General features: G+C 66.9%; 25 protein-coding genes and 1 tRNA gene. 16 read left to right on the forward strand and 10 right to left on the reverse strand.

Annotated features, from left to right (window positions below; genetic code table 11):
• Positions 1–123: 123 nt before the first annotated feature.
• The 3 genes from ilvD to HV766_RS24785 form a co-directional block, all read right to left on the reverse strand.
• Positions 124–1,992: a dihydroxy-acid dehydratase gene (ilvD, locus tag HV766_RS24775; RefSeq protein WP_054459450.1), complete on the reverse strand. Its 1,869-nt coding sequence runs from the start codon at positions 1,990–1,992 to the stop codon at positions 124–126.
• A gap of 107 nt (positions 1,993–2,099) precedes the next feature.
• The gene (locus tag HV766_RS24780) at positions 2,100–2,915 is read right to left on the reverse strand and encodes an AraC family transcriptional regulator (RefSeq protein WP_175160906.1); all 816 of its coding nucleotides are present in this window, start codon (positions 2,913–2,915) and stop codon (positions 2,100–2,102) included.
• 64 nt (positions 2,916–2,979) lie between these two features.
• Positions 2,980–3,870 carry a LysR family transcriptional regulator gene (locus HV766_RS24785; protein WP_175182013.1) on the reverse strand — a complete coding sequence of 297 codons (891 nt, stop codon included), beginning with the start codon at positions 3,868–3,870 and terminating at the stop codon, positions 2,980–2,982.
• 113 nt (positions 3,871–3,983) lie between these two features.
• On the opposite strand from HV766_RS24785, the gene HV766_RS24790 reads away from it, so the two are divergent.
• On the forward strand, positions 3,984–4,529 hold the full coding sequence (locus tag HV766_RS24790) for a GNAT family N-acetyltransferase (protein ID WP_175182014.1): 546 nt from the start codon (positions 3,984–3,986) through the stop codon (positions 4,527–4,529).
• Positions 4,526–5,716, forward strand: coding sequence for an MFS transporter (locus HV766_RS24795; protein WP_054459442.1), 1,191 nt, complete (start codon positions 4,526–4,528; stop codon positions 5,714–5,716). Before HV766_RS24790 ends, HV766_RS24795 begins: the two co-directional genes overlap by 4 nt.
• Before the next feature lie 33 nt (positions 5,717–5,749).
• Here HV766_RS24795 and queC read toward each other — a convergent pair whose 3' ends face one another.
• Positions 5,750–6,469, reverse strand: a complete 720-nt coding sequence (gene queC / locus HV766_RS24800; RefSeq protein WP_054459441.1) for a 7-cyano-7-deazaguanine synthase QueC — start codon at positions 6,467–6,469, stop codon at positions 5,750–5,752.
• Between the two features lie 222 nt (positions 6,470–6,691).
• Here queC and ppc point away from each other — a divergent pair, with 222 nt between their 5' ends.
• The 7 genes from ppc to HV766_RS24835 all read left to right on the forward strand — a co-directional run bounded on the left by ppc (position 6,692) and on the right by HV766_RS24835 (position 17,243).
• Positions 6,692–9,541 (forward strand): phosphoenolpyruvate carboxylase, encoded by a 2,850-nt coding sequence (gene ppc / locus HV766_RS24805; protein WP_054459439.1) that lies wholly within the window; start codon positions 6,692–6,694, stop codon positions 9,539–9,541.
• 96 nt (positions 9,542–9,637) lie between these two features.
• Complete coding sequence (locus HV766_RS24810) at positions 9,638–10,159, forward strand: sigma-70 family RNA polymerase sigma factor (protein WP_054459437.1); 522 nt, start codon at positions 9,638–9,640, stop codon at positions 10,157–10,159.
• Positions 10,160–10,165: 6 nt separating this feature from the next.
• Positions 10,166–11,167, forward strand: coding sequence for a FecR domain-containing protein (locus HV766_RS24815; protein ID WP_175182015.1), 1,002 nt, complete (start codon positions 10,166–10,168; stop codon positions 11,165–11,167).
• Positions 11,168–11,287: 120 nt separating this feature from the next.
• Positions 11,288–13,747 (forward strand): TonB-dependent siderophore receptor, encoded by a 2,460-nt coding sequence (locus HV766_RS24820; RefSeq protein WP_175182016.1) that lies wholly within the window; start codon positions 11,288–11,290, stop codon positions 13,745–13,747.
• A gap of 279 nt (positions 13,748–14,026) precedes the next feature.
• The gene (locus HV766_RS24825; RefSeq protein ID WP_054459431.1) at positions 14,027–14,962 is read left to right on the forward strand and encodes a 3-hydroxyacyl-CoA dehydrogenase family protein; all 936 of its coding nucleotides are present in this window, start codon (positions 14,027–14,029) and stop codon (positions 14,960–14,962) included.
• Between the two features lie 180 nt (positions 14,963–15,142).
• On the forward strand, positions 15,143–16,483 hold the full coding sequence (locus tag HV766_RS24830) for a short-chain fatty acid transporter (protein ID WP_175182017.1): 1,341 nt from the start codon (positions 15,143–15,145) through the stop codon (positions 16,481–16,483).
• A gap of 31 nt (positions 16,484–16,514) precedes the next feature.
• Positions 16,515–17,243, forward strand: a complete 729-nt coding sequence (locus HV766_RS24835; protein ID WP_054459427.1) for an SDR family NAD(P)-dependent oxidoreductase — start codon at positions 16,515–16,517, stop codon at positions 17,241–17,243.
• Positions 17,244–17,290: 47 nt separating this feature from the next.
• Here the strand turns inward: HV766_RS24835 and HV766_RS24840 are convergent, their stop codons facing one another.
• Positions 17,291–18,073, reverse strand: a complete 783-nt coding sequence (locus HV766_RS24840) for an IclR family transcriptional regulator (protein ID WP_054459426.1) — start codon at positions 18,071–18,073, stop codon at positions 17,291–17,293.
• Between the two features lie 145 nt (positions 18,074–18,218).
• Here HV766_RS24840 and HV766_RS24845 point away from each other — a divergent pair, with 145 nt between their 5' ends.
• The 6 genes from HV766_RS24845 to HV766_RS24870 are packed head-to-tail and all read left to right on the forward strand — an operon-like array spanning position 18,219 to position 22,032.
• A complete protein-coding gene (locus tag HV766_RS24845; protein ID WP_013396544.1) occupies positions 18,219–18,908 on the forward strand; it encodes a 3-oxoacid CoA-transferase subunit A in 690 nt (229 codons plus the stop codon).
• Positions 18,905–19,549, forward strand: a complete 645-nt coding sequence (locus HV766_RS24850; protein ID WP_013396545.1) for a 3-oxoacid CoA-transferase subunit B — start codon at positions 18,905–18,907, stop codon at positions 19,547–19,549. The genes HV766_RS24845 and HV766_RS24850 overlap by 4 nt, the downstream gene beginning before the upstream one ends.
• Positions 19,550–19,601: 52 nt before the next feature.
• Complete coding sequence (catC, locus tag HV766_RS24855) at positions 19,602–19,877, forward strand: muconolactone Delta-isomerase (protein ID WP_043546701.1); 276 nt, start codon at positions 19,602–19,604, stop codon at positions 19,875–19,877.
• Positions 19,878–19,890: 13 nt separating this feature from the next.
• The gene (locus HV766_RS24860; protein WP_054459424.1) at positions 19,891–20,187 is read left to right on the forward strand and encodes a YciI family protein; all 297 of its coding nucleotides are present in this window, start codon (positions 19,891–19,893) and stop codon (positions 20,185–20,187) included.
• A gap of 19 nt (positions 20,188–20,206) precedes the next feature.
• On the forward strand, positions 20,207–20,986 hold the full coding sequence (gene pcaD, locus HV766_RS24865) for a 3-oxoadipate enol-lactonase (protein WP_175182018.1): 780 nt from the start codon (positions 20,207–20,209) through the stop codon (positions 20,984–20,986).
• A 5-nt stretch (positions 20,987–20,991) separates the two neighbouring features.
• A complete protein-coding gene (locus tag HV766_RS24870; protein ID WP_088159054.1) occupies positions 20,992–22,032 on the forward strand; it encodes a cyclase family protein in 1,041 nt (346 codons plus the stop codon).
• Positions 22,033–22,108: 76 nt separating this feature from the next.
• On the opposite strand, the gene HV766_RS24875 is transcribed toward HV766_RS24870, so the two are convergent.
• The 5 genes from HV766_RS24875 to hemA form a co-directional block, all read right to left on the reverse strand.
• On the reverse strand, positions 22,109–22,672 hold the full coding sequence (locus HV766_RS24875; protein ID WP_054457626.1) for a UbiX family flavin prenyltransferase: 564 nt from the start codon (positions 22,670–22,672) through the stop codon (positions 22,109–22,111).
• A 7-nt stretch (positions 22,673–22,679) separates the two neighbouring features.
• Complete coding sequence (gene grxD / locus HV766_RS24880; protein ID WP_042797530.1) at positions 22,680–23,006, reverse strand: Grx4 family monothiol glutaredoxin; 327 nt, start codon at positions 23,004–23,006, stop codon at positions 22,680–22,682.
• 94 nt (positions 23,007–23,100) lie between these two features.
• A complete protein-coding gene (gene prmC, locus HV766_RS24885; protein WP_054457627.1) occupies positions 23,101–23,925 on the reverse strand; it encodes a peptide chain release factor N(5)-glutamine methyltransferase in 825 nt (274 codons plus the stop codon).
• 8 nt (positions 23,926–23,933) lie between these two features.
• Positions 23,934–25,016: a peptide chain release factor 1 gene (prfA, locus tag HV766_RS24890; RefSeq protein ID WP_054457628.1), complete on the reverse strand. Its 1,083-nt coding sequence runs from the start codon at positions 25,014–25,016 to the stop codon at positions 23,934–23,936.
• 90 nt (positions 25,017–25,106) lie between these two features.
• Positions 25,107–26,381, reverse strand: coding sequence for a glutamyl-tRNA reductase (hemA, locus tag HV766_RS24895; RefSeq protein ID WP_042796220.1), 1,275 nt, complete (start codon positions 26,379–26,381; stop codon positions 25,107–25,109).
• A gap of 299 nt (positions 26,382–26,680) precedes the next feature.
• Here hemA and HV766_RS24900 point away from each other — a divergent pair.
• Positions 26,681–26,756 (forward strand) — tRNA-Phe (locus tag HV766_RS24900).
• The last annotated feature ends 36 nt before the right edge of the window (positions 26,757–26,792 follow it).

The following is a 26,792-nucleotide window of genomic DNA, read 5'->3' on the forward strand; positions in this document are numbered from 1 at the left end:
CCGGCACCGGCACCCGCACCCGCACGCACGCACGCACGACGTCAACACCAACCAGCACTCATCAGACACCAAAAAAAAAGCGGCGCTAAAAAGCGCCGCCCTCTTACCCAACAGCAAGCAAAATCAACGCTTGCCCTTCTGCTTCAGCTGCGACAAATCCCGCACAGCCCCGCGATCCGCCGAAGTCGCCAACGCCGCATACGCTTGCAGCGCCTGCGACACGACACGTTCGCGACCGACCGGCTCCCAGCCATCGGCACGAGCATCCATCGCCGCCCGGCGGCGCGCCAGTTCCTCGTCGGACACCGCCAGATGCATCTTGCGGTTCGGGATATCGATCTCGATCACGTCGCCCTCTTCCACCAGGCCGATCGTGCCGCCTTCCGCCGCTTCCGGCGAAGCATGGCCGATCACCAGCCCCGACGAACCGCCAGAGAAACGGCCATCGGTAAACAGCGCGCAAGTCTTGCCCAGGCCCTTGGACTTCAGGTACGACGTCGGGTACAGCATTTCCTGCATGCCCGGACCGCCCTTCGGGCCTTCGTAGCGGATCACCACCACGTCGCCAGGAACGATCTTGTCGCCCAGAATGCCTTCCACCGCATCGTCCTGGCTTTCAAAAACGCGCGCACGGCCGGTAAAGACCCATTGCGACTCGTCCACGCCCGCCGTCTTCACGATGCAGCCCTTTTCAGCCAGGTTGCCGTAAAGCACGGCCAGGCCGCCGTCCTTCGAATAGGCGCTTTCCTTGCTGCGGATGCAGCCCGTCTTGCGGTCGGTATCCAGCGTCAGGAAGGTTGCGTCCTGGCTGAACGCCACCGTGGTCGGAATGCCGCCCGGAGCCGCCCTATAGAACTTCTGCGCCTCTTCGCCAGCGCCGCCGGCCACGTCCCATTGCTTGATCGCATTGCCCAGCGTGCCGCTGTGCACGTTGCCGCAGGACAGATCGAGCAGGTCCGCGCGCGCCAGTTCACCCAGGATGCCCAGGATGCCGCCAGCGCGGTGCACGTCTTCGATGTGGTATTTGTCGGTGGCGGGCGCCGCCTTGCACAGGCACGGCACCTTGCGCGAAATGCGGTCGATGTCGGCCATGGTGAAGTCCACGCCAGCTTCCTGCGCCGCGGCCAGCAAGTGCAACACGGTGTTGGTCGAGCCGCCCATGGCCACGTCCAGCGCCATCGCGTTCTGGAACGCGCTCTTGGTGGCGATGCTGCGCGGCAGGACCGACGCGTCCTCTTCCTGGTAGTAACGACGGCACAGGTCCACCACCAGGCGGCCGGCCTGTTCGAACAGACCCTTGCGCCAGGCGTGCGTGGCAACGATCGTGCCGTTGCCCGGCAGCGCCAGGCCGATGGCTTCGGTCAGACAGTTCATCGAGTTGGCGGTGAACATGCCGGAACAGGAGCCGCAGGTCGGGCAGGCGCTGCGTTCGACTTCCGCCACTTCCGCATCCGACACCTTGGGGTCGGCGGCCTTGATCATGGCGTCGATCAGGTCGATCTTGGCGATGACCTTGCCGTCGGTGGGCGACTTGACCTTGCCCGCTTCCATCGGACCGCCCGACACGAACACGACCGGGATGTTCAAGCGCATAGCGGCCATCAGCATCCCCGGGGTGATCTTGTCGCAGTTCGAGATGCAGACCATGGCGTCGGCGCAGTGCGCGTTGACCATGTATTCGACCGAGTCGGCGATCAGTTCGCGCGAGGGCAGCGAATACAGCATGCCGCCGTGGCCCATGGCGATGCCGTCGTCCACGGCAATGGTGTTGAATTCCTTGGCGACGCCGCCTGCGGCCTCGATTTCCTTGGCGACCAGCGCGCCCAGGTCGCGCAGGTGCACGTGGCCCGGCACGAACTGCGTGAACGAGTTCACTACCGCGATGATCGGCTTGCCGAAGTCGCCGTCCTTCATGCCGGTGGCGCGCCACAGGGCGCGGGCGCCGGCCATGTTGCGGCCGTGGGTCGAGGTGCGGGAGCGGTAGTGCGGCATGGTTTGTCTCTGGCTGTAGCTGTTAGCGTAGGCGGCAAAACGTTAAATAATACGCTGGTTCGGGCCGCCCTCGCCCGTCGGCCGCCCCCGGGACGCGGCCGCGGCCATCAGGCGGACGCCATGCCGCGGGCCGCGAAGGCGCTGGGCGGCTCGCCCACGGCCTTGCGGAACATGGCCGCGAAAGCGCTGGGGCTTTCGTACCCCAGGTCCAGCGCCACCTCCAGCACACGTTCGCCGCGCGCCAGCCGCTCCATTGCCGCCAGGAGCCGCGCCTGCTGGCGCCACCGGCCAAAGGTCATGCCGGTGTGCCGCAGGAACAGCCGGTGCACCGTCTTCGGGTCCACTCCCAGCGCGCGCCCCCAGTCGGCCGCGCCGTCCTGGCGTTCCGGGTGGCGCACGATGGCGCGGCAAATGCGCGCCAGGCGGGGTTCGGAAGGCTGCGGCAGGTGCAGCGGCAGCACCGGCTCCTGGCGCAATTCGTCCAGCAGCAACATCATCAGCCGGCCGTCGCGCGTGTCGGGCGCCCAGTCCAGCGGCACCTCGGCCGCCGCGACCATCAGCTCGCGCAGCAAAGGGGAAATCGACAACACACAGCAGCTGGACGGCAAGTGCGCGGCCGCGCCCGGCTCCACAAACACGGTGCGCATGCGCGGCTCGCCACTCATGCGCAGGCCGTGCGACACCCAGGCCGGCACCCAGACGCCGCGCGTGGGCGGCACCACCCAGATCCCGGCATCGGTATCCACCACCATGACCCCGGAGATGGCGTACAGCAACTGGGCGCGGCGGTGCCGGTGGCGGCGCACGCGGTGGCCGTCTTCGTAATCCACCGCCAATCCGGCCACCGGACGCCGCGAGGACTCATAAGGAAACAGGTCCAGCTCTGCGGGCTTATAGGGCTTGCGGGCAGCAGGCTTGTCCATTTTGCGATGATTGCGATTCAAGTGGCGAGGAATGGTCTGCGCCAGTGTACCCACGTCCTTGGGTTCATCCACGCAACGCCAGCAGCGAGTCCTGCAGATGCCGCAATCCCCGGCTGAGCGGTTTGTCCCTTCGCAGCACGATGGCCAGGCTGCGCGACAGGCGCGGCGCCAGCGAGCGCACCTCCAGCGCCTGGCGCTGGCCCGCGCCCGACACCGCCAGCCTGGGCAGGATCGCGCAACCCAGGCCCGCGGCGACGATCTCCTTCATGGCCTCGGTGCTGCCCAGCTCCATCACGGGCTTGGCGGCCAACCCGGCGTCCTCGAACCAGTCGTCCACCAGGCGGCGGGTGCGCGCGCCCGGTTCGAACAGCACCAGCGGCAGCTGCGCCAGCGCCTGCGGCGTGGCGGCCGCGGGTATGGCGGCCGGATCGCGGGCGGGAAAGATCGCCACGAACTCGTCATCCAGCACCGGCGTGACCTGGAACATGCGTCCCGGCGCGGGCAAGGTGACCAGGCCGATATCGAGCGTGTTGTTCTCCAGCGCGCGCAGCATGTCCGCCGTATTGCCGGTGCTGGCCACGATATCCAATGCCGGAAAGCGCCGCCGCAGGTCCGCCAGGATCGGCGGCAGCAGATAGGTGCAGGCGGTGGCGCCCGTGCCCAGCCGGATGCGGCCGGACACCTGCGACGCATGCGCGGTCATGGCAAGTTCGGCCTGCGCCAGCGCCGCGTCGATGACGCGCACGTGCGACAGCAGCTCCAGCCCGGCCGCTGTCGGGCCGGCGCGGCGGCCGATGCGTTCCACCAGCTTCAGGCCGAAGCGCCGCTCCAACTGGCGGATCTGCAGGCTGACGGCGGGCTGCGTCACGCCGCCCCGCTCCGCCGCGGCGGAAAAACTGCCCAGTTCGATCACCTGCGCAAAGGTGCGCAGATGATCCAGGTTAAGGCCACGCATCGCTAAATCCAAAGTTTTACTTATACAAATCATAATGGACCAAAGCTTTATTAATAAATAAGCTTGCGCGACACTGGCGGTTTCTGTTTTCCTTTCCTGCTCACGGCCCGCCCATGTCGTCCCCCCGCCCCACCGTCCTCATCCGCGACAGCGCGGAAGCCGATCTTCCCGCCATCAAGACCATCTACGCCCACCATGTAAAGCACGGCACCGCGTCGTTCGAGCTGGAGCCGCCGTCCATCCAGGAAATGCGCCAGCGCCGCGGCGCCGTACTGGAAAAGGAAATGCCCTATCTGGTGGCCGAGATCAACGGTGAGGTCGTGGGCTACGCCTACGTCACGCCTTACCGCCCGCGCCCGGCCTACCGCCACACGGTCGAAGATTCGGTGTACGTAAAGGCGGGCCGCTCCGGCCTGGGCATCGGCGGCAAGCTGCTGGCCGAGCTGATCGAGCGCTGCACCGCCGCCGGCTGGCGCCAGATGCTGGCCGTCGTGGGCGACAGCCGCAACGCCGCATCGCTGGCGCTGCACGCCAGCCAGGGCTTCCATCCCGCCGGCACTCTGCGTTCGGTGGGGCACAAGCATGGCGAATGGCGCGACACGGTGCTGATGCAGCGCGCGCTGGGCGAAGGCGACGCCACACCGCCGCAACGGCCGTGATTGCGCCGCGCGCCATCGTCTGCCTGGGGCTGACGCAACTGGTCGGCTGGGGCGTGACGTACTACTTGATCGGCGCCCTGGGACCCGCAATGGCCGCCGACCTGGGCTGGAACGCCGCCACCGTCTACGGCGGTTTTTCGGCGGCCATCGTGGTGATGGCCCTGGTGTCGCCGCTGGCCGGCATGGCCGTGGACCGCTGGGGCGGCCATCGCGTCATGCCGCTGGGCGCGCTACTGGGCGCGCTGGGCTGCGCGGGCCTGTCGATCGCGCACGCCATACCTTGGTACTTCCTGTCCTGGGCCGTGCTGGGCGTTGGCATGCGGCTGAGCCTGTACGACGCGGCTTTCGCCTCGCTGGCGCGCGCGGCCGGCCCCTTGGCGCGCCGGCCCATGTCGCAGATCACGTTGTTCGGCGGACTCGCGTCCACGGTGATGTGGCCGGTAGGCCATGCGCTGTCGGGCTGGCTGGGCTGGCGCGGCGCGGCGCTGGCCTATGCCGGTTTGGCGCTGGCCACGGTGCCGCTTTACCTGGCGCTGCCGCGTGCACGCTATGCAGCGGCCCCCGGCGGCAAGGACAAGGCGCCCGCCGGCCTCACCCGCAACGCCGCCGAGCGCCGCCTGGCGGGCGGACTGTACGCGTTGGTCGCCATGCTGACCAACTTTCTGGCGGCGGGCAACGCGGCCCATCTGATTTCATTGCTGTCGGGCCTGGGCTTGGCCGCGGCCGCCGCGGTCAGCGTCGCGGCCCTGTGGGGCGTCGGCCAGTTCGCGGCCCGTCTGGCCGACGTGGCGTTGGGCTCGCGCCTGCATCCGCTGACATTGACGCTGGCGGTCGGCGCGCTGCTGCCCCTGTGCTTCCTGCTGGCGCTGCTGTCCGGCGGCAACCTCTATGCCACCGCCGCCTACGCGCTGCTTTACGGCGCCTGCAATGGCCTCTTGACCATCACCCGCGGCACCCTGCCGCTGGCGCTCTTCGATTTCCGCAGCTATGGCACGCTGGTGGGTTCATTGCTGATCCCCAGCTTCCTGGTCACCGCCGCCTCTCCGGTCGCCTATGCCTACATCGTGGACAGCTACGGCGCACGCGGCGCGATGGGGCTGTCGGTGGGCTTGGCCGCGGCTATCGGTGCGGCAGCGTTCGCGCTGCGGTGGAAGTTCATCGCCAGGACGCGCGCGGCGTTTGCCTGAAGCGCCCGCCGCGCGATGGCGGCGGCCGGCGTCTCAACCCTCGGCGGCGGAGGCCACCACCCATTTTTCCCAACCGATCTTGCGCAGCTTGCAGGCGGGACACTCGCCGCAGCCGTAGCCCCAGTCGTGGCGCGCGCCGCGCTCGCCCAGATAGCAGGTGTGGCTTTCCTCGACGATGGTTTCCACCAGCGCGTCGCCGCCCAGCCTATGCGCCAGCGCCCAGGTCTCGGACTTGTCGATCCACATCAGCGGCGTCTCGATCGTGACCCGCGAGCCCAAGCCCAGGCCCAGCGCCACTTGCTGCGCCTTGATGGTGTCGTCGCGGCAATCCGGATAGCCGGAAAAATCGGTTTCGCACATGCCGCCCACCAGCACGTCCAGCTGACGGCGGTAGCCCAGCGCGGCGGCCAGCGTCAGGAACAGCAGGTTGCGCCCAGGCACGAAAGTGTTGGGCAGGCCGTTGGCCTGCATTTCGATGGCGCGGTCGCTGGTCATGGCGGTATCGCCCACCTGGCCCAGCACCTTCAGGTCCAGCAGATGATCCTCGCCCAGGCGCGGCGCCCAGTCGGGGAAATTGCTGCGGATCTCGCGCAGCACGTTCAGCCGCGCAGTCAGTTCAATGTGGTGGCGCTGCCCGTAGTCGAACGCCACGGTTTCCACATGGGCGTAGCGGTCCAGCGCCCAGGCCAGGCAAGTAGTGGAATCCTGGCCGCCCGAAAACAGCACGAGCGCGCGACGTTGATGATTTTGCATAAATGGGGGCTTCTGGAAAGACGAAGGGACTGAAGGCTTGTACGCACAGGTGACGGCCTGCCTTTAGTGTAAACATGCTGCTGGCGGACTTTAAACCGACGCCGGCGGCTGGCGTAAAAAGTCTGCGTAAAATCTTCCAGATTCTCTTTCCCGGTTTACCTGCAACGCCTCTTCTTTCCTACCCCTTCCCCTCTCTCAGCAGCCTCGACGGATCCCCGCCAGATGAATGCCATGCGCCCGCAGTCCGATTCAGCAGAACCCTTGCGTCACGATATCCGGCTATTAGGCCGATTACTGGGCACCGTCATCGAGGAATGTGAGGGCAAACGCGTCTTCGACACCATCGAAACCCTGCGCCGCACGGCCGTGAAGTTCCGCCGCGAAGGCAACGACGCCGACGGCAAATTGCTGGAGCAGCGCGTCAAGCGCCTGCAAGGCAGCGACCCCAACTCCGTGGCGCGCGCCTTCAGCTACTTCCTGCACCTTTCCAATATCGCCGAAGACCGCGACCAGAATCGCCGCCAGCGCGCCCGCGCCATCGCCAGCGGCGCGCCCGAGCGCGGCAGCCTGCGCGACGCGGTGCAGACCCTGGGCCGCCAGGGCGTGGGCGTAGCCCGCATCCGCCGGCTGCTGGCCGAAGCCTGCGTCATGCCGGTGCTGACCGCGCACCCCACCGAAGTGCAGCGCAAGAGCACGCTGGACGTGCACCGCGAGATCGCCGGCGCGCTGACGCAGCGCGAAGGCACGCTCACGCCGGAAGAGCTGGCCGACCTGGACGCATCCCTCCTCGGCCGCGTCGCCACGCTGTGGCAGACCCGCATGCTGCGCTACACGCGCCTCACGGTGGCCGACGAAATCGAGAACGCGCTGTCGTACTACCGCAGCACCTTCCTGCAAGTCATTCCGCGCGTGTACGGCGACCTGTCCAAGCTGCTGAGCCGCGAGTCCGCCAAGCCCTTCGCCGCTCCGCCCGCGCCGCTGGAGCCCTTCCTGCGCATGGGCAGCTGGATCGGCGGCGACCGCGACGGCAACCCCAACGTGGATGCCAGCACCCTGGAACGCGCGCTGCTGCGCCAGGCCACCGTGCTGTTCGAACACTATCTGCAAGAGGTCCATGCGCTGGGCGCGGAGCTGTCCGTCACCACCTTGCTGATTGGCGTGGATGCCGAACTGCTGGCCCTGGCCGACGCCAGCGGCGACGATTCGCCCCACCGCCGCGATGAGCCCTATCGCCGCGCGCTGGTCGGCGTGTACGCCCGCCTGGCCGCCACCGCGCAGCGCCTGACGGGCCAGGACCTGGCGCGGCGCAGCACCGTCGCGGCAGCCCCCTACGAAGGTCCGCAAGAGCTGTCCGCCGATCTGGCCGTGATCGCCGCGTCGCTGGCCGCCCACCATGGCTCGCCCATCGCCAAGCTGCGCCTGGCCGGCTTGCAGCAGGCCGTGGAAGTATTCGGCTTTCATCTGGCCACGGTGGACCTGCGCCAGAGTTCCGACGTGCACGAGCGCGCGCTGGCCGAGCTGTTCACCCTCGCCGGCACGCAACGCGACGGCAAGCCGCTGGACTACCTGGCGCTCACCGAAGAGCAACGCGTCGAACTGCTGCGCGCCGAACTGGCGCAGGCCCGTCCGCTGGCCTCGCCCTGGATCGCCTATAGCGAAGACACCACGCGCGAACTGGCGGTGCTGCGCGCCGCCGCCGCCGGCCGCGCGCGCTACGGCAAGCAGGCCGTGCGCCAGACCATCGTGTCGCACACCGAAACGCTGAGCGACCTGCTGGAAGTCATGGTGCTGCAAAAGGAAGCCGGCCTCATCGCCCCGGCGGGCCAGGAGATCCAGCCCGAGGACGGCCTGATGGTCGTGCCGCTGTTCGAGACCATTCCCGACTTGCAGCGCGGCGCCGAGATCATGGCTGCCTGGCTGGACCTGCCCGAAATCCGCCAGCGCGTGAAGCTGGCGCAGAACGGCGCGCAGGAAGTCATGCTGGGCTATTCGGACAGCAACAAGGACGGCGGCTTCCTCACGTCCAACTGGTCGCTCTACCAGGCCGAGCGCGCGCTGGTCGACGTGTTCTCGGCCCGCAACGTGCGGCTGCGCCTGTTCCATGGCCGTGGCGGTTCGGTAGGCCGCGGCGGCGGCTCCAGCTTCGACGCCATCCTGGCACAGCCCCCGGGCACCGTGGCCGGCCAGATCCGCCTGACCGAACAGGGCGAAGTCATCCAGAGCAAGTACAAGGACGCCGAGGTCGGCCGCTGGCACCTGGAACTGCTGGTCGCGGCCACGCTGGAATCCAGCCTCGCGCCGCGCGCCGAAGCCACCAGCGCGGAAGACGCGCACATGGCCCAGCACGGCCCGGCCATGTCCTTCATGTCCGAAACCGCGCAGCGCACCTACCGCGGCCTGGTCTACGACACCCCGCGCTTTGCCGATTACTTCTTCGCCGCCACGCCCATCAGCGAAATCGCAGGCCTGAACATCGGCTCGCGTCCCGCCTCGCGCAAGAAAGGCCAGCGCATCGAAGACCTGCGCGCCATCCCCTGGGGCTTTTCCTGGGCTCAATGCCGCCTGATGCTGACCGGATGGTACGGCATGGGGTCGGCCATCGAGGCCTATCTGGAAACCGGCGCCCCCGACGCGCCCCGCTCGCGCCGCGGCCGCCTGGCCCAGCTGCGCGAAATGGCGCGCGACTGGCCCGCCTTCCGCACGCTGCTGTCCAACATGGAAATGGTGCTGGCCAAGTCCGACCTGGCGATCGCCGCGCGCTACGCGCAGCTGGTGCCGCAGCGCGGCGTGCGCGAACGCATCTTCGGCGCCATCAGCGCCGAGCACGGCCGCACGCTGGCCATGCTCAAGCTGCTGACCCAGCGCGAACTGCTGGCCGACAACCCCACGCTGCAGGCGTCGCTGCGCGAGCGCTTCGCCTACATCGATCCGCTCAACTACCTGCAGATCGACCTGATCCGCCGCCACCGCGCGGCGCAGAAGCATCCCGAGGCCGAGGTCGACAAGCGCGTGCAGCGCGCCATCCACCTGACGATCAACGGGATTGCGGCGGGGCTGCGCAACTCGGGCTAGCGATTGCTGGTGAAATGGCGCGCGGTATAGAATGAGTCTGATTCTCATCCTTTACCCGCGCCATTTTTGCCGCCTTCGCGCGTTGCAGGGGCCCGCATGTCGACCAACCAATCCGCAGCGCAGCAGGGCATCGAAGGCCTGTATGCCGATCATCACAGCTGGCTGAGAAGCTGGCTGCGTCGAAGGCTGGGCAATGCGTTCGACGCGGCGGATCTGGCGCACGACACCTATCTGCGCATCCTGCACACTGGCCGGCTGCCCGAACCGCACCAGTCGCGCCAGCATCTGGCGCAGGTCGCCCGCGGCCTGGTGATCGACCTCTACCGCCGCCGCCAGATCGAGGCCGCCTATCTCGAAGCCCTCGCCGGTCTGCCGCAGGCGCATGCGCCGTCGGAAGAAGCCCGCGCCATGGCGGTACAAGCCCTGGTCGAGATCGACGCCGTGCTGCAGAGCCTGCCAGCCAAGGCGCGCGAGGCGCTGCTGCTGCGCAAACTGGACGGTTTGAGCTACCGCGACATCGCGTCGCGGCTGGCCGTGTCGGTGTCGTCGGTGGAGAAATACGTGGCTTCCGCGCTGCTGGCCTGCTACCAGGCCCTGCACGCGCCCCCTGGCGGCTGACCGGGCATGTCCGCCACGCCCGGCATTCCGTCAAATCCCCAGGGCTTGAATCGGGCCATCGACCCCGCCATCGTGCAGCGGGCAGCCGAATGGATGGCGCGCTTGTGGTCGGAAGACGTCAACCCCACCGACCAGTCCGACTGCGCCCGCTGGCGCGCGCAACATGCCGACCATGAACTGGCCTGGCAACGGCTGCTGGAATTCGAGGACAAGCTCGGCAGCGTATCGCCGCAGGCCGCCAGCCACGCTCTGCGCAAACGCCCGGCTGGCGTCTCGCGGCGCCGCGCGATCAGCCTGCTGGGGCTGGGCGCAACCATCGTGGGCGTGGGCTACATCCTGCGCGGCACCGACTCCTGGCAAACCGCAACGGCCGACTACCGCAGCGGCACTGGCGAAATCCGGACCATCGCCCTGCCGGATGGGTCCAGCGTGACGCTGTCCACCGCGACCGCCATCGACCTCAGGTTCACCGCGGACGAACGCGTGGTGGTGCTGCACGCCGGAGAAATCCTGGTAGCAACCGCGCCAGATCTCGCAGCCATGGCCCGGCCGTTCCGGGTGCGCAGCCGCCACGGCTCCATCCAGGCCCTGGGCACCCGATTCTCGGTCAGGGACGATACCGAAACCTCCCGCGTGGCCGTGTTCGAAGGCGCCGTGGAAATCCGTCCCCTCGGCGCACCGGAACAGGCAGTCCTGCTTCAAGCCGGCCAGGGTTCGCGCTTTTCGTCAGGCGGGGCCGCGGCACCTAGTCCTGCGCAGGAAAGCGCGGCGGCCTGGAGCCGCGGGGTATTGGTGGCCGATGCCATGCGCCTGGACGAATTCCTGGCAGAACTGGCCCGCTACCGGCCAGGCCTGCTGCGCTGCGATCCCGAGGTTGCGGGCCTGCTGGTGAGCGGCGTCTTTTCCGTACGCAACACGGACCGGGCGCTGGACAACCTCACGCGGGCTCTGCCGGTGGCGGTGAGCTACCGGACGCGCTACTGGGTGACAGTGCAGGCAGCGCAATGACGGCCAATCGGCTGTTGCCGTTACAAACTTTTCGAGGCGGCAATTGCGGATTCGGCGTTCTTGCTCGGGATATAGGGTGACCCCCTTTCATCTCCAGCACGAACCGCAAGGCATCACCCAATGTCCCGTCACCCGCAGCCCAGGTCCCATTCCCACGCGCCAGCCACGCCAGCGCTCCGCCCCGCGATTCCCCGCCTGATGCGCCTGGCGCTGTTTCTCAGCGTGGCGTTCTGCGTCATCCCTGGCGCGACCGCCACCGCGCAGGCGCAGAGCGTCGAGACCAGGAGCAGCTACGACATCGCCGGCGGCCCGCTGAGCCAGGTGCTCAATGCCTACGCCAGCGCGGCCGGCGTAGAACTGAGCATGGACGCCGCGCTGCTGCATGGAAAGCGCAGCAACGGCCTGTCAGGCAGCTATTCGGTGCGCGAAGGCTTCGGTGAATTGCTGCGCGGCCAAGGCCTGCAAGCCCTGCCGGAAAGCAACGGCAGCTACACGCTGCGCCCCGCGCCGGCGTCGCACCACGACGCCACCACGCTCGAAGCCGTGACCGTCACCGCGCAGGCCGCGGAGACCGCCACCGGCCCCCTGCATGGCTACGCGGCCCGGCTCAGCGCGACCGGCACCCGCACCGACACGCCCATCATCGAAACGCCGCAATCGATCTCGGTCGTGGGCGCGGAGGAAATCGACACCCTGAAATCGCAGAGCATTCAAGATGCGCTGGGCTACGTGGCGGGCGTCAGCCGCGCTGAAGGCATGGACCGCACGTCTGACAGCCTGTTCCTGCGGGGCTTCCGCAGCAACCTGGGCAACTACTACCGCGACGGCATGCTGTACACCGTGAACATCTACAACGGGCGGCAGGAGGTGTATGGGCTGGAGCGCATCGAGTTCCTCAAGGGCGCATCCTCCGTCCTCTACGGCTCCGCGTCGCCCGGCGGCATCATCAATACGGTCAGCAAACGCCCCACCGTGGAGCCGCTGCGCGAACTGAACGTTGAAGCGGGCAACTACAGCCGCAAGCAGATCTCCGGCGATTTCGGCGGCGCGCTCGATGAAGATGGCAAGTGGTCGTACCGATTGACCGCCTTGCTGCGCGAGAGCGATACGTTCATCGACCATGTGCCTGACGATCGGACCTACATCGCGCCTGCCATCACGTGGCAGCCAAGCGCCGCCACCTCGCTGACCCTGCTTGCGGAATACCAGAAGGACCACACCGTCTACGTTTATGGCCTGCCGGCGCAAGGCACGGTGCTCCCCAACGTCAACGGCCGGATCCCACGCAATCGTTTTACCGGCGAGCCTGGTTTCGACAAGTTCAACATGGAACGCTATTCGATCGGCTATCTGTTCGAACACGCCTTCAACAGCCAGCTTAAGCTGCGCAACAGTGCGCGCTATTTCCATGCGGACAGCACCTATCACTCCACCGACATCTGGCAGCTCGCGCCCGACCAGCGCTGGACCGCCGATCGCGGCGCCATGCCACGCTGGGATCGCTCCTCCGCCCTGATCTCCGATACGTCCTTGCAATACGAGGTGGGCAGCGGCATGGTGCGCCACACGCTGTTGGCGGGTATCGATTACTCGCTGCCCAAACACGAAACCGAACGCTATATCCGCAGCAACAACAACATCGACCTCTACGATCCTGTGTATGGCATGCCGCTAGGCCCCGTCGCGCCGTTCCCCGGGTCCTCCTCCGTCACCGACATGAAGCGCCTGGGCATCTACGTTCAGGACCAGATCAAGATCGCCGACAAATGGGTCGTCCTGCTGGGCGGACGACAGGATTGGGTCACGGTCGACGAGCACAACTTCTTCACCGACGAAAAATATGCGGACGGCGAAAAGAGCAAGGCCTTCACCGGCCGCGCCGGCCTGGTCTACCTGGCCGACAACGGGCTGGCGCCGTTCCTCAGCTATAGCGAGTCATTCGAGCCTACCAGCGGCCAGGACCGCCAGGGCAGCCGCTTCCAGCCCACCACCGGCCAGCAGTACGAAGCCGGGCTGCGCTACCAGCCCGCCGGCTCGGACACCATGCTGTCGGCGGCGGTCTACCAACTGACCCGCAAGAACATGACCGTGACCGACCCCTTGGACACGTCCTATCAGATACAGGCCGGCGAGGCGCGGACCCGCGGCCTGGAACTGGAGGCGCGCACCCGCATCGGCCGCAATGCCAACCTGATCGCCGCCTACGCCTACACCGACGCGCGCACGCTCAAGGCCAGCCCCCTGCAACCCGACGAGGAAGGCAAGCGCCTGAGCTCGGTCCCCTACAACCAGTTCTCGCTATGGGGCGACTATGGTTTCGGCGACTTCGGCCTGCCTGGCTTGAGAATCGGCGCTGGCCTGCGCTATGTGGGCAGCACCCGCGGCATGGCGCACGGCATGCCGGTGGAGGTGCCATCCTTCACCTTGTTCGACGCCATGATCAGCTACGCGACGGGGCCATGGAAGTTCGCGCTGAACGCGTCCAACCTGACCGACAAGACCTATATCGGCAGTTGCACCTACGGCTGCTTCTACGGCGAACCGCGCCGGGTGATCGGCACCGCCACCTACCGCTGGTGAGGTCAGGCCGGCCCGCGCTCGCGCCAGAGCGCGGGCCGGCGTCCCCTGCCTGCGCACCGTCCACCAGCCGGACACCCAAAATCCCCCATTTGTCCGCCCCCCGCGACTTTTAGTACTATCTCTTTCAGAAATTCTATATACGCACAAATGTTCGTATATAGAACATAAAGATTTTTCTGGCCAGGCGCACAGGAAGGCACACCCGGAAGAGACAGAAAGCATCCTGGTTCCGCACGTGCCCGCCCGCAAGCCCGGCGTGTCAGCACCGAGCGAACCATCATGGATACTCCCCTCAAGAATCTCGCCATCGTCGGCGCAGGCGCCATGGGCAGCGGCATCGCCGCGCTGTTCGCCTCGAAGGGATTGAACGTCGTCCTGATCGACCCGATGGAAGGCGCGCTGGACCGCGCGCTGCAGACCATAGACCGCCAGTTGAATGTCTATGCCCCGGGCAACGTCCAGGAAGCGATGCAGCGCATTCAAGTCGCACCGGGGCTGGAAGCGGCCTGCAACAGCGACCTGGTGATCGAGGCCGTGCCCGAGAACCTGGAGCTCAAGCGCGGCATCTTCGCCAAGCTCGATTCCCTGTGCCCCGCGCACACCCTCTTCGCCACGAACACCTCCGGCCTGTCCATCAACGCCATCGCCAGCGCGGTAGTGCGGCGCGACCGTTTCGTGGGCACCCATTTCTTTACGCCCGCCGACGTGATTCCGCTGGTGGAAGTGGTGCGCAACGACGGCACCTCCGAGGACACGGTCGCCCGGGTGATGGCCACGCTGCGCTACGCCGGCAAGCGTCCGGTGCTGGTGCGCCAGGACATCCCCGGCTTCATCGCCAACCGCATCCAGCACGCCCTGGCACGCGAGGCCATCTCGCTGCTGGAGAAAGGCGTGGCCAGCGCCGAGGACATCGACGAAGTGGTCAAGTGGAGCCTGGGCATCCGCCTGGCCCTGTCGGGACCGCTGGAACAGCGCGACATGAACGGCATCGACGTGCACTACGCGATCGCCAGCTATCTCTACAAAGACCTGGAAAACCGCACCGAACCTTCCGAACTCCTGAAGAGCAAGGTCGAAAGCGGCCAGATCGGCGCCAAGAGCGGCCAGGGCTTCTACACCTGGAGCCCCGAACGCCGCGAGCGCGTGCTGCGCGAGAAAAGCGCCGCGCTAGGCGAACTGGCTGACTGGCTCAACGGCAAGGCCAGCGGCTCCTGACGGCCGCGCAAGCAAAGCATTCACACCATAAGGCGCGGGGCATCCCGCCACCAGCGCCAGCGGGCCACAAGCCCAACCACACAAAGAAAGCAATCGTCCCACCCGCCCCCGCCGACACCCGGCGCCGGGCGGCGCAAGACGCGAGAAAACTTAGCCTTACCGGAGTTTGTAGGAGGCACCATGAATAAACTGGCTTCATTCTTTACGGAGCTGATGCGCAAGTATCTGCCCGACCCCTTCGTCTTCGCGATCGCGCTGACCCTGCTCACCGTGCTGCTGGCCATGGGCGTCGAGGGCAAGGGCATCGGCGACATCACGCGCGCCTGGGGCAACGGCTTCTGGAGCCTCCTGGCCTTCACGACCCAGATGGCCGTGATCCTGGCGATGGGCTACGTGCTGGCCACGGCGCCGCTCACCGACCGCATGCTCAACCGCATCGTCAGCCACGTGCACAAGCCGCATACCGCCATCATCGTGGCGACGCTGGTCGGCGGCATCGGCAGCTACCTGAACTGGGGCTTCGGCCTGGTCATCGGCGGCATCGTCGCCAAGAAGCTGGCGCTGAAGGTCAAGGGCGTGCACTACCCGCTGATCATCGCCGCGGCCTACAGCGGCTTCACCATGTACGGCCTGGGCCTGTCGGCCAGCATCCCCGTGCTGGTCGCCACCCCCAATCACCCCACCGCCGAGCAGATGGGCACCATCCCGCTGTCGGAAACCATTTTCTCGGTGCCGATGCTGATCACCAGCCTGGTGATCATCGTGACGCTGCCGCTGCTCAACGCCTGGCTGCACCCCAAGAAGGGCGAGAAGATCGTTGAAGTGGACCCGGCCATCGACCGCGACGCCAACACGTCCAGCGCCGCCGAAGACATGCTGGAAAAAGGCACCATCGCCTCCAAGCTGAACAACAGCCGCATCCTGAGCCTGCTGATCGGCGCGCTGGGCATCGCCTACGTGACCTTCCACTTCATGGACGGCGGTTCGCTGGACCTGAACCTGATCAACTTCATCATCCTGTTCCTGGGCATCATCCTGCTGGGCACGCCGGCCGCCTACGTGGCCAAGCTGACCGAAGGCATCAAGACGATCTCCGGCATCATCCTGCAGTACCCCTTCTACGCCGGCATCATGGCCATCATGGCCGCCTCCGGCCTGGTCACCACGATCTCGCAAGTGTTCGTCGACGTGGCCACGCCCGAGTCGCTGCCGTTCTGGGGCCTGATCAGCTCGTTCGTCATCAACTTCTTTGCGCCTTCGGCCGGCGGCCACTGGGTCATCCAGGGTCCGTTCATGATCGACGCCGCCAAGGAAATCGGCAGCGCGCTGAACCAGACCACCATGGCCGTCATGCTGGGCAACGCCTGGAACGACCTGGTGCAGCCCTTCTGGATCCTGCCCGCGCTGGCGCTGTCCAAGCTCAAGCTGCGCGACGTGATGGGCTATACCGTCATCATGATGCTGTGGGTCGGCGTGATCCACATCACCGCCGTCCTCCTTTGGGGTTATCTGACCCACTGACCGGCGCGCTTACTCTAGGAACGGAACCGATATGAGCAAACCTACTGCGTATCTCGTGACCGGCGGCAGCGCCGGGATCGGGGCTGCGATCATCCGCATGCTGCTGGATGCGGGACACAAGGTCGTCAACATCGACTACAAGCTGCCCGAGAATCCGCCCGCGGGGCTGGTGTCTTATCAGGCCGACCTGACCGACGAAGCGCGCACCAAGGAAGTGGCCCGCGAAGTGACCGCGGCCTACAACATCGTGGGCCTGGTCAACAACGCCGGCGCGACCCGCCCGGGCACGGCCGACACAGCCACGCTCGCGGACCTGGACTACGTGGTCAACCTGCACCTGCGCACCGCGCTGATCCTGGTGCAGGCCGCGCTGCCCGCCATGCGCGAAGCCGGCTTCGGCCGCATCGTGAACATGTCGTCGCGCGCCGCGCTGGGCAAGCCGGACCGCGTGGTCTATTCGGCCACCAAGGCCGGCCTGGTGGGCCTGACCCGCACGCTGGCCATGGAGCTGGGCGGCGACGGCATCACCGTCAACGCCATCGGTCCCGGCCCCATCGCCACCGATCTGTTCACCAAGAGCAATCCGGCAGGCGCGCCGCAGACCGAACGCATCATCAACAGCATCGTGGTCAAGCGCCTGGGCACGCCCGAAGACGTGGCGCGCGCCGCGATGTTCTTCCTGTCGCCGGACAACGGCTTCGTCACCGGCCAGATGCTGTACGTCTGCGGCGGCACGACGCTGGGCGTCGCGCCCATCTGAGATCCGCCGTGCGCACGCCAGCCGCCCTCGTCTCTCCCCTGCCCCGCCTAACGGCGAAGCAGGGCGTGGTTGATCTGGTCGGCCGCGCGGCGCAATGGCGGCAGAAACGCCGCCAGCATTTCCTCGCGCGTAAAGCGGTTGGCATGGCCGCTGACGTTCATCGCGGCGATCACGCGGCCGCTGCGGTCCATGATGGGCACGGCCACCGACTGCAGCCCCGGCTCCAGCTCCTGCGCGACGCAGGCGTAGCCGTCGGCGCGCACGCCGGCCAGCACGCGCTTCAACTCCGCGATGTCCGTGACGGTGTGCGGGGTGTAGGACTGGATCTGGCTCAGCGCCAGCACCCGGTCCAGCTCCGGCTCCGTCAGCCCCGCCAGCAACACGCGGCCCATCGAGGTCGCCCAGGCCGGCAGGCGGCTGCCCACGGCCAGGTTGATGGTCATGACCTTGTGCGTGGACAGGCGCAGGATGTAGACGATGTCCGCGCCTTCCAGCACCGAAACGGAACACGACTCCCGCGTCTGCTCGGCCACTTCTTCCATGTACGGCAACGCCAGGTTCCACAGCGGCGTGCCGGACAGGTAGGCGTAGCCCAGCTCCAGGATGCGCGGGGTCAGCGAGAACTTGCGGTCGTCGACGGTGACGTAGCCCAGGTGCTCCAGCGTCAGCAGGATGCGGCGCGCGCCGGCGCGAGTCAGCCCGGTCACGGCCGCGACCTCGGACAAAGTCATCTCGGAACGGTCGGGGCCGAAGGCCCGGATCACGGACAAGCCGCGCGCGAAGGACTGCACGTAGCTGTCGCTGGGTTGCTGGGTATCTTGCTCGGCCATCCGTCTACCGCGAAAAGAGTAAATGGGGATGACGCCGCGCCGGCTCGCCTTGACGCCCGGCTCATCCCCATGAAACGATGTTCTTCAGAAGAACGAAAGTTCTAATTAAGAACAAATTATGACACGCCACCTATGAGCAAACATCATGATTTCTAAGCTTGTTGCAAGCGCGGCGGCCGCCCTGGCGGACGTACCCGACGGCGCCACCGTCATGATCGGCGGCTTCGGCACCGCCGGCCAGCCCATGGAACTGATCGACGCCCTGCTGGAGCAGGGCGCGAAGGACCTGGTCATCATCAACAACAACGCCGGCAACGGCACCACCGGCCTGGCCGCCCTGCTGGGCGCCAACCGCGTGCGCAAGATCATCTGCTCATTCCCGCGCCAGGTGGATTCGCAGATCTTCGACGGCCTGTACCGCAGCGGCAAGATCGAGCTGGAACTGGTGCCGCAGGGCAACCTGGCCGAGCGCATCCGCGCCGCCGGCGCCGGCATCGGCGCGTTCTTCACGCCCACCGGCTACGGCACCCCGCTGGCCGATGGCAAGGAAATCCGCGAGATCAACGGCCGCCAGTACGTGCTGGAGTATCCGCTGCACGCCGACTACGCGCTCATCAAAGCCGAACGCGGCGACCGCTGGGGCAACCTGGTCTACCGCAAGACCGCCCGCAACTTCGGCCCCATCATGGCCAGCGCGGCGCGCGTGGCCGTGGCGCAGGTGCGTGAAGTGGTCGAACTGGGCGAGCTGGACCCGGAAACCGTCGTCACCCCCGGCATCTTCGTGAAACGCGTCGTGCAGATCGCAGCCACCCCGGCCGCCAAGGAGCAGCAATGAGCACCAAACTGACCCGCGACCAGATCGCCGCCCGCGTGGCGCAGGACATTCCTGAAGGCGCCTACGTGAACCTGGGCATCGGCCTGCCCACGCTCGTCGCCAACCATCTGCCGGCGGACCGCGAAGTCATCCTGCACACCGAAAACGGCATGCTGGGCATGGGCCCCGCCCCCGCCAAGGGCGAGGAAGACTACGACCTGATCAACGCCGGCAAGCAGCCCGTGACGGAACTGCCCGGCTGCTCGTTCTTCCATCACGCCGACTCGTTCGCGATGATGCGCGGCGGCCACCTGGACATCTGCGTGCTGGGCGCCTTCCAGGTTTCGCAGCACGGCGACCTGGCCAACTGGCACACCGGCGCGCCCGACGCGATTCCCGCCGTGGGCGGCGCGATGGACCTGGCGATCGGCGCCAAGGACGTGTTCGTGATGATGGAACTGCAGACCCGCGAAGGCCAGAGCAAGCTGGTCGAGGCCTGCACCTATCCGCTGACCGGCGTGCGCTGCGTGTCGCGCGTGTACACCGACGTGGCGGTGTTCGACATCCGCGCCGACGGCGTGACCGTCATCGACATGTTCGGCGACACCACCGCCGACGAGCTGCTGCGCCTTACCGGCCTGCCGCTGAAGTTTTCCCGCTGAATTTTGTGCGCGCTCCGGCATCGCCGGAGCGGCTTTACAGGAGAGAGTCATCATGTTGTTCATGGTTCAAATGCAAGTCAATCTTCCCGTCGACATGCCCGCCGACCGCGCCGACAAGCTGAAGGCCGACGAAAAGGCCCTGGCGCAGCAGCTGCAGCGCGACGGCAAGTGGAAGAACCTGTGGCGCGTGGCCGGCCGCTACGCCAACGTCAGCATCTTCGACGTCGAAAGCAACGACGAGCTGCACACGCTGCTGTCCTCGCTGCCGCTGTTCCCGTACATGGACATCAACGTCACGGCGCTGGCGCGCCACCCCTCGGCAATCTGACCAGGAGCGGCTGATGCCCTACATCATCGAAACCTTCGACAAGCCCGGCCACCAGGAAGTGCGCCAGCAGCATCGCGCCGCGCACCTGGAATACCTGGACGCGAACAAGCAGCTGCTGCTGGCCTGCGGCGCCAAGCTGCAGGACGACGGCAAGGACGCCGGCGGCGGCCTCTACATCGTGGCCCTGGAAACGCGCGAAGCCGCGCAGCAGTTCATCGACGCCGACCCGTTCTCCCAGGCCAATCTGTTCGAGCGCGTGACCATCACGCGCTGGCGCAAGGCCTATGTCGACGGCGTCTGCCACCTGTAAACGCAAGGAATAAACCCGCATGTCTTACGCCGATCTCAGCCAGGCACGGCTGTACTACGTCATCGATGGCCCCGCCGACGCGCCGGTGCTCGTGCTCTCCAACTCGCTGGGCACCTGCTCCGACATGTGGGCCCGCCAGATTCCCGAACTGAGCAAGCACTTCCGCGTGCTGCGCTACGACACCCGCGGCCACGGCAAGTCGTCGATCCCCGAGGGCGAATACAGCTTCGAGCAGCTGGGCAACGACGTCGCCGAACTGCTGGCGCACCTGAACATCAAGCGCGCGCACTTCTGCGGCCTGTCGATGGGCGGCCCCACCGGCCTGTGGCTGGCGCTGGCGCGTCCCGAACTGCTGGACAAGCTGATCCTCTGCAACACCGCCGCGCGCATCGGCTCGGCCGAAGGCTGGAGCGCCCGCATCGCCGCGGTCGCCGAACAGACCCTGGAAAAGATGGCGCCCACGCTGGTCGAACGCTGGCTTACCGACAGCTACCGCGCGGCCGAGCCTGGCCTGACCCAGGTGCTGATCGACATGCTGCGACGCACGGCGGACGCTGGCTACTCGGGCAACTGCGCCGCGCTGCGCGACGCCGACTTCCGCGAACAAGTGGCCTCGATCAAGGCGCCCACGCTGGTCATCAGCAGCACGCACGACCTGGCCGCCACCCCGGCCCAGGGCCGTGAACTGGCTGAGGCCATCCCCGGCGCGCGCTACTTCGAAATGAACACCTCCCATATCTCGAACTGGGAGCAACCCGAAGTCTTCACCCGCACGGTCGTCGACTTCCTGAAGGGGTAAGCGGCATGCAGCGCTGGAAAAACCGGCCCGAAGGCTCCAACTGGGGCGACTTCGGGCACGACGACCAACTCGGCCGCCTGAACCTCATTACCGAAGAACAAGTCCTGAAAGGCGCGCGTGAAATCCGCGCCGGCAAGACCTTCTGCCTGTCGCTGCCGCTGGACCTGCCCGGCGGCAACGTGCTCAACCCGCGCCGTCATCCGCCGCAACTGAGCCCCACGCGCCTGGCGGACACGCCCTACCTGAACTTCCCGCTGCGCAACGTCAACCCGGACGCGGTGGACGTGCTGAGCGATGACCAGGTGCTGCTGTCGATGCAGTATTCGACGCAATGGGACGCGCTGGCCCACGTGGGCGCCTTGTTCGACGCCGACGGCGACGGCAAGCCCGAACTGCGCTACTACAACGGCTACCAGGCCGGCGTGGACGTCGTCGGCCCGGCCGACGGCGACCATACCGGCTGCGGCTGCAACAGCGGCGGCCCGTCGGCGGCGCTGAAGCTGGGCGTGGAAAACCTGGCGCAGAAGGGCATGCAGGGCCGCGGCGTGCTGGTGGACCTGTTGCGCCACTATGGCCCCGGCCGCACACTGATCGGCCATGCCGAACTGATGCATGTACTGAAGACGGACGGCATCAGCGTCGAAACCGGCGACATGCTGGTGCTGCGCACCGGCTACGCCGAAGCGGTGGTCGCCATGAACGGCACGCCCGACGCCGAGACGCTGCACACCTACGGCGCCGCGCTGGACGGCACCGACCAGGCGCTGCTGCAATGGATCACGGACAGCGGCATCGCCGCCATCTGCGCCGACAACTACGCCGTGGAAGCCTACCCCGCGCGCGAGAAGACCGGCCCGCGCGCCATGCTGCCGCTGCACCACCATTGCCTGTTCAAGCTGGGACTGCCGCTGGCGGAACTCTGGTACCTGAAGGACCTGGCGGACTGGCTGCACGCCAACGGCCGGCACCACTTCATGCTGACCGCCCCGCCCCTGCGCCTGCCGCATGCAATCGGATCGCCGGTCACGCCGATCGCAACGGTGTAATCGCCAGCAACCCGGCGCCATCGCGCAAATGAAAAGAGCTCCAGACCTGGAGCTCTTTTTTTTGATGCGGCGATCGCTACTTCATGCCTTCCCAATGCGGTCCGGGCACGATGATGTCGAACAGCTCCAGCACCCGCGCCACGGTATGGTCCACCATCTCTTCGATGGAGGCGGGCCGGTGGTAAAACGCGGGCAGCGGCGGAAACACGATGCCGCCCATTTCGGTGACGGCAGTCATGTTGCGCAGGTGCGCCAGGTTGAAGGGCGTCTCGCGCACCATCATCACCAGGCGCCGGCGCTCCTTGAGGGTCACGTCGGCGGCGCGGGTAATCAGGTTATCCGACAGGCCGTGGGCCACGGCCGCCAGCGTGCGCATGGAGCACGGCACGATGACCATGCCGGCCGTCTGGAACGCGCCGCTGGCTAGCGTAGCGCCCACGTCGCGCACGCTGTGCACGTGGTCGGCCAGGGCATAGACATCATGGCGGCTGACGTCCAGCTCGTGCTTGATGTTCAGCACGCCGGAGGCCGACACCACCAGATGCGTTTCGACATCGTCCACGCCGCGCAATGCCTGCAGCATGCGCACGGCGTACAGGGAGCCCGTGGCGCCCGTGATGCCGATGACCAGTCGCCGCATGGGCTGATCAGGCCGTTGCGCCGGACTGGTCCAGCAGCGTCTTCAGTTCGCCGGATTCGTTCATCTCGTTCATGATGTCCGAGCCGCCGATGAATTCGCCGGCCACGTACAGCTGCGGAATGGTGGGCCAGTTGGAGAATTCCTTGATGCCCTGGCGGACTTCGTCGTCCTCCAGCACATTGACGGTGACCAGCTTCTTCACGCCACAGCCCTTCAGGATCTGAATGGCCTTGCCGGAAAAGCCGCATTGCGGGAACTGGGCGGTGCCCTTCATGAACAGCACGACGGGGTGCTGGGTCACGGTTTCGCGGATGAATTCTTGAACGTCGCTCATGGTGGTCTCTTGGACAGGCATAACGGAATACGCCAATTATAGGTACAGCGGGAAAATTCGCCCGGATACCCCGGGCGTCCCGCCGGGAATGCGGTCAGGCGGGCAGCCGGCCGCCGGAAATACGCTCGATGCCGGCCAGGTCCTGGCGGCTGTGCACGTCCTGGAATCCGGCCGCGGCCAGCAGGCCCCGCACGGCTTGTGCCTGGTCCCAGCCATGCTCCATCCACAGGGATCCCCCCCGTTTCAGGTGACGGCCGGCGCCCTGGACGATGCGGGCCAGGTCTTCCAGACCGCCCGCGCCGTCGGTCAGCGCCCCGCGCGGCTCGAAGCGCACGTCGCCCTGGTCCAGGTGCGGGTCGTCGCAGGCCACATAGGGCGGATTGGACACGATCAGGTCGAAGCCCTCGCCGGCTGGCACGGCCTCGTACCAGCTGCCTTCGACCAGGCGCACGGATGCGGCCAGGTCCCAGGCGTTGCCGGCGGCGACCGCCAGCGCGGCGGAGCTGACGTCGGACGCCATCACCCGGGCGTCGCGGCGCGCCAGCGCAATCGAAATGGCGATCGCGCCGCTGCCTGTGCCCAGGTCCAGCACCGCGGGCGCGGCCAGGCCGGCCAGGCATTCCAGCGCGGTCTCCACCAGCACCTCGGTGTCCGGGCGCGGAATCAGCACGTCCGGGGTCACGCGGAAGCGGTGACCCATGAATTCGCGGTGGCCCAGCAGATAGGCCATGGGTTCCCCGGCCAGGCGCCGCTGGGCCAGGGCCTCGTAGGCCGCGGCCGTTTCAGGCAGCAAGGGGTCGGTATCGTGCGCCAGCAGCCAGGCGCGCGGCTTGGCCAGCACGTGCTCCAGCAGCATGCGCACCTCCAGGCGGGGCAGGCGCGTGTCGAGCAGCAGGCTTTTCAGCTGGGGCGGCGTCATGGCCGGGCTCAGATGTCGTCGCCCAGGGCCGCCAGCTGCTCGGCCTGGTGTTCGGAGATCAAGGCGCCGGTCAGCTCTTCCAGATCGCCTTCCATGATCTGCTGCAGCTTGTACAGCGTCAGGTTGATGCGGTGGTCGGTCACGCGGCCCTGCGGGAAGTTGTAGGTGCGGATGCGCTCGGAGCGATCGCCCGAACCGATCAGGCTCTTGCGCTCGGCGGCTTCCTTGCTCTGCCGTTCGCGGGTTTCCTTGTCCTTCAGGCGCGCGGCCAACACCTGCATGGCCTTGTCCTTGTTGCGATGCTGGGACCGGTCATCCTGGCATTCCACCACCAGCCCCGTCGGCAAGTGGGTAATGCGCACCGCCGAATCGGTCTTGTTGATGTGCTGGCCGCCCGCGCCGCTGGCGCGGAAGGTGTCGATGCGCAGGTCGCTGGGGTTTATGACGATTTCCGACATCTCGTCCGCTTCAGCCATGATGGCCACCGTGCAGGCGGAGGTGTGGATGCGGCCCTGCGCCTCGGTGGCAGGCACGCGCTGCACGCGGTGCGCGCCGGACTCGAATTTCAGGCGGCCATAGGCGCCATCGCCGTCGATGCGTGCGATCACTTCCTTGTAGCCGCCCAGCTCGGATGCGCTTTCGGACATCAGTTCCACGCGCCAGCCGCGCTGTTCCGCGTAGCGCGTATACATGCGCAGCAGGTCGCCCGAGAACAGCGCGCTTTCATCGCCGCCCGTGCCGGCGCGAATTTCCAGGAACACGCTGCGCCCGTCGTTGGGGTCGCGCGGCAGCAGCAGCAACTGCAATGCGCCTTCCAGTTCCTCGAGCTTGACGCGGCCGGACTTGATCTCGTCCTCGGCCATGGATTTCAGGTCCGGGTCGGACAGCATTTCTTGCGCCGCGGCCAGATCATCCTCGGTGCGGGCAAAGGCGGTGAAAGCTTCGACCACGGGTTCCAGTTCAGCGCGTTCACGCGAGAGCTTGCGGAAACGGTCCATGTCGGACGCGGTTTCCGGTTCGGCGAGCAGCGCGTCGACCTCGATCAGGCGGTGACACAGGTGCTCCAGCCGGCTGCGCATGGAAGATTTCATGGGGAATGACCAAAAAGAAAAGCGGGAAAGCGGATAGCGGGCGCCCAAAAGACGAACGCCCGCCAGGAGGCGGGACGTGGGGCAGAGTCGCTAACGGCGGGAGTCGCGGCCGGGGAACAGGCGCGGCATCCAGGCAAGCAATTGCTTGCGGTCGTCGCCTTCGCTGCGGTTCAGGGCCGCCAGCGGGCCGTGCAGGTACTTTTGAGTCAGGCCGTGGGCCAGTTGTTCCAGCACGGCTTCCGGCGATTCGCCCCGCGCCAGCAGGCGGCGGGCCCGTTCCAGCTCGGCGCTGCGCACGTCCTCGGCGGCCTGGTGCAGGTCGCGGATGACGGGCACCACTTCGCGGGACTGCATCCAGTGCATGAAGCCCTGGACGCGGGTTTCGATGATGGCTTCGGCCTGCACCACGGCCGCGCGGCGCGCGTCCGTGCCGGTCTGCACCAGCCGGCCCAGGTCGTCCACCGAATACAGATAGACGTCGTCCAGGCGGCCGACCTCGGGTTCGATGTCGCGCGGCACGGCCAGGTCGATCATGACCATGGGGCGGTGGCGGCGCAGGCGCGTGGCCCGTTCCACCATCCCCAAACCGAGGATGGGCAGGGAGCTTGCCGTACAGGAAACGATGACGTCGAACTCGGACAGACGGTCGGTCAGGTCCGACAGCTTCATGGTGCTGGCGGCAAAGCGGTTGGCCAGGACCTCGGCGCGTTCGGCCGTGCGGTTGGCCACCACCATGCTGCGCGGACGCTGCGCGGCGAAGTGCGTGGCGCACAATTCGATCATTTCGCCCGCGCCGATGAACAGCGTGCGGGCCTGGTCCAGATTGCCGAACACGCGTTCGGCCAGGCGCACCGCGGCGGCGGCCATGGACACCGACTGCGCGCCGATGGCGGTCTGCGACCGGACTTCCTTGGCCACCGAGAAGGTGCGCTGGAACATCTGGTGCAGCAAGGTGCCCAGCGAGCCGGCTTCGCCGGCCGCGCGCACGGCGTCCTTCATCTGGCCCACGATCTGGGTTTCGCCCAGCACCATGGAATCCAGGCCGCTGGCCACGCGGAAAGCGTGGCGCACGGCGTCGTCCTGATGATGGCGGTATAGATGCGGGCGCAGCGTGCCGGCGTCCAGGCGGTTGTAATCAGCCAGCCAGGCGGGCAATTGATCGGCCACGTGGCCGTCGGCGGCGCAATAGATTTCGGTGCGGTTACAGGTGGACAGGATGGCGGCTTCGCGGACCGAGCCGCCGAATGCCGAGCGCAGGCCTTCCAGCGCGGGCTTCACCAGATCGACGGGCATGGAAACACGCTCGCGGACCGAAACCGGCGCGGACGTGTGATTCAGACCGAAGGCAAGGACAGCTACCGACATGTGGGAAGGATGGCCGGGCCATCCGCGCGTAAGCGTTAAGTACTGCCACTAAGAACGAGGCGCCGCACCGGGATATTCAAACCTGGAGCAGCGTCAGACCGCTAATCATTATACCCCTGCGGGGTATCCCCAGGCCATTTCACCCCCGGGGCGCGACCCTGGGTCGCACCTTTCGTGCCGTCTGACCAACAGTCAGCCCATGATTCATGCGGCGGCCCGGCCGGGAAACGACATATCTCAGGATTTTCTCCTCCGACTGGCGCAAGCCTCAAAAATTGTGTATAGTTGCGGACTTCGTTGGCCTGGTAGCTCAGTCGGTAGAGCAGAGGATTGAAAATCCTTGTGTCGGTGGTTCGATTCCGCCCCAGGCCACCAAAAGATTCAAGCACTTAGCCCCGCGAAAGCGGGGCT

This window comes from Achromobacter aegrifaciens, assembly GCF_902859735.1.
GTDB classification, from domain to species: Bacteria; Pseudomonadota; Gammaproteobacteria; order Burkholderiales; family Burkholderiaceae_B; genus Achromobacter; species Achromobacter aegrifaciens.

What these genes read in the sequence shown, in the direction of transcription:
- ilvD (WP_054459450.1), bottom strand. Translation starts at nt 1,992, where the DNA reads ATGCCGCACTACCGCTCCCGCACCTCGACCCACGGCCGCAACATGGCC.
- HV766_RS24780 (WP_175160906.1), bottom strand. Translation starts at nt 2,915, where the DNA reads ATGGACAAGCCTGCTGCCCGCAAGCCCTATAAGCCCGCAGAGCTGGAC.
- HV766_RS24785 (WP_175182013.1), bottom strand. Translation starts at nt 3,870, where the DNA reads ATGCGTGGCCTTAACCTGGATCATCTGCGCACCTTTGCGCAGGTGATC.
- HV766_RS24790 (WP_175182014.1), top strand. Translation starts at nt 3,984, where the DNA reads ATGTCGTCCCCCCGCCCCACCGTCCTCATCCGCGACAGCGCGGAAGCC.
- queC (WP_054459441.1), bottom strand. Translation starts at nt 6,469, where the DNA reads ATGCAAAATCATCAACGTCGCGCGCTCGTGCTGTTTTCGGGCGGCCAG.
- ppc (WP_054459439.1), top strand. Translation starts at nt 6,692, where the DNA reads ATGAATGCCATGCGCCCGCAGTCCGATTCAGCAGAACCCTTGCGTCAC.
- HV766_RS24810 (WP_054459437.1), top strand. Translation starts at nt 9,638, where the DNA reads ATGTCGACCAACCAATCCGCAGCGCAGCAGGGCATCGAAGGCCTGTAT.
- HV766_RS24815 (WP_175182015.1), top strand. Translation starts at nt 10,166, where the DNA reads ATGTCCGCCACGCCCGGCATTCCGTCAAATCCCCAGGGCTTGAATCGG.
- HV766_RS24820 (WP_175182016.1), top strand. Translation starts at nt 11,288, where the DNA reads ATGTCCCGTCACCCGCAGCCCAGGTCCCATTCCCACGCGCCAGCCACG.
- HV766_RS24825 (WP_054459431.1), top strand. Translation starts at nt 14,027, where the DNA reads ATGGATACTCCCCTCAAGAATCTCGCCATCGTCGGCGCAGGCGCCATG.
- HV766_RS24830 (WP_175182017.1), top strand. Translation starts at nt 15,143, where the DNA reads ATGAATAAACTGGCTTCATTCTTTACGGAGCTGATGCGCAAGTATCTG.
- HV766_RS24835 (WP_054459427.1), top strand. Translation starts at nt 16,515, where the DNA reads ATGAGCAAACCTACTGCGTATCTCGTGACCGGCGGCAGCGCCGGGATC.
- HV766_RS24840 (WP_054459426.1), bottom strand. Translation starts at nt 18,073, where the DNA reads ATGGCCGAGCAAGATACCCAGCAACCCAGCGACAGCTACGTGCAGTCC.
- HV766_RS24845 (WP_013396544.1), top strand. Translation starts at nt 18,219, where the DNA reads ATGATTTCTAAGCTTGTTGCAAGCGCGGCGGCCGCCCTGGCGGACGTA.
- HV766_RS24850 (WP_013396545.1), top strand. Translation starts at nt 18,905, where the DNA reads ATGAGCACCAAACTGACCCGCGACCAGATCGCCGCCCGCGTGGCGCAG.
- catC (WP_043546701.1), top strand. Translation starts at nt 19,602, where the DNA reads ATGTTGTTCATGGTTCAAATGCAAGTCAATCTTCCCGTCGACATGCCC.
- HV766_RS24860 (WP_054459424.1), top strand. Translation starts at nt 19,891, where the DNA reads ATGCCCTACATCATCGAAACCTTCGACAAGCCCGGCCACCAGGAAGTG.
- pcaD (WP_175182018.1), top strand. Translation starts at nt 20,207, where the DNA reads ATGTCTTACGCCGATCTCAGCCAGGCACGGCTGTACTACGTCATCGAT.
- HV766_RS24870 (WP_088159054.1), top strand. Translation starts at nt 20,992, where the DNA reads ATGCAGCGCTGGAAAAACCGGCCCGAAGGCTCCAACTGGGGCGACTTC.
- HV766_RS24875 (WP_054457626.1), bottom strand. Translation starts at nt 22,672, where the DNA reads ATGCGGCGACTGGTCATCGGCATCACGGGCGCCACGGGCTCCCTGTAC.
- grxD (WP_042797530.1), bottom strand. Translation starts at nt 23,006, where the DNA reads ATGAGCGACGTTCAAGAATTCATCCGCGAAACCGTGACCCAGCACCCC.
- prmC (WP_054457627.1), bottom strand. Translation starts at nt 23,925, where the DNA reads ATGACGCCGCCCCAGCTGAAAAGCCTGCTGCTCGACACGCGCCTGCCC.
- prfA (WP_054457628.1), bottom strand. Translation starts at nt 25,016, where the DNA reads ATGAAATCTTCCATGCGCAGCCGGCTGGAGCACCTGTGTCACCGCCTG.
- hemA (WP_042796220.1), bottom strand. Translation starts at nt 26,381, where the DNA reads ATGTCGGTAGCTGTCCTTGCCTTCGGTCTGAATCACACGTCCGCGCCG.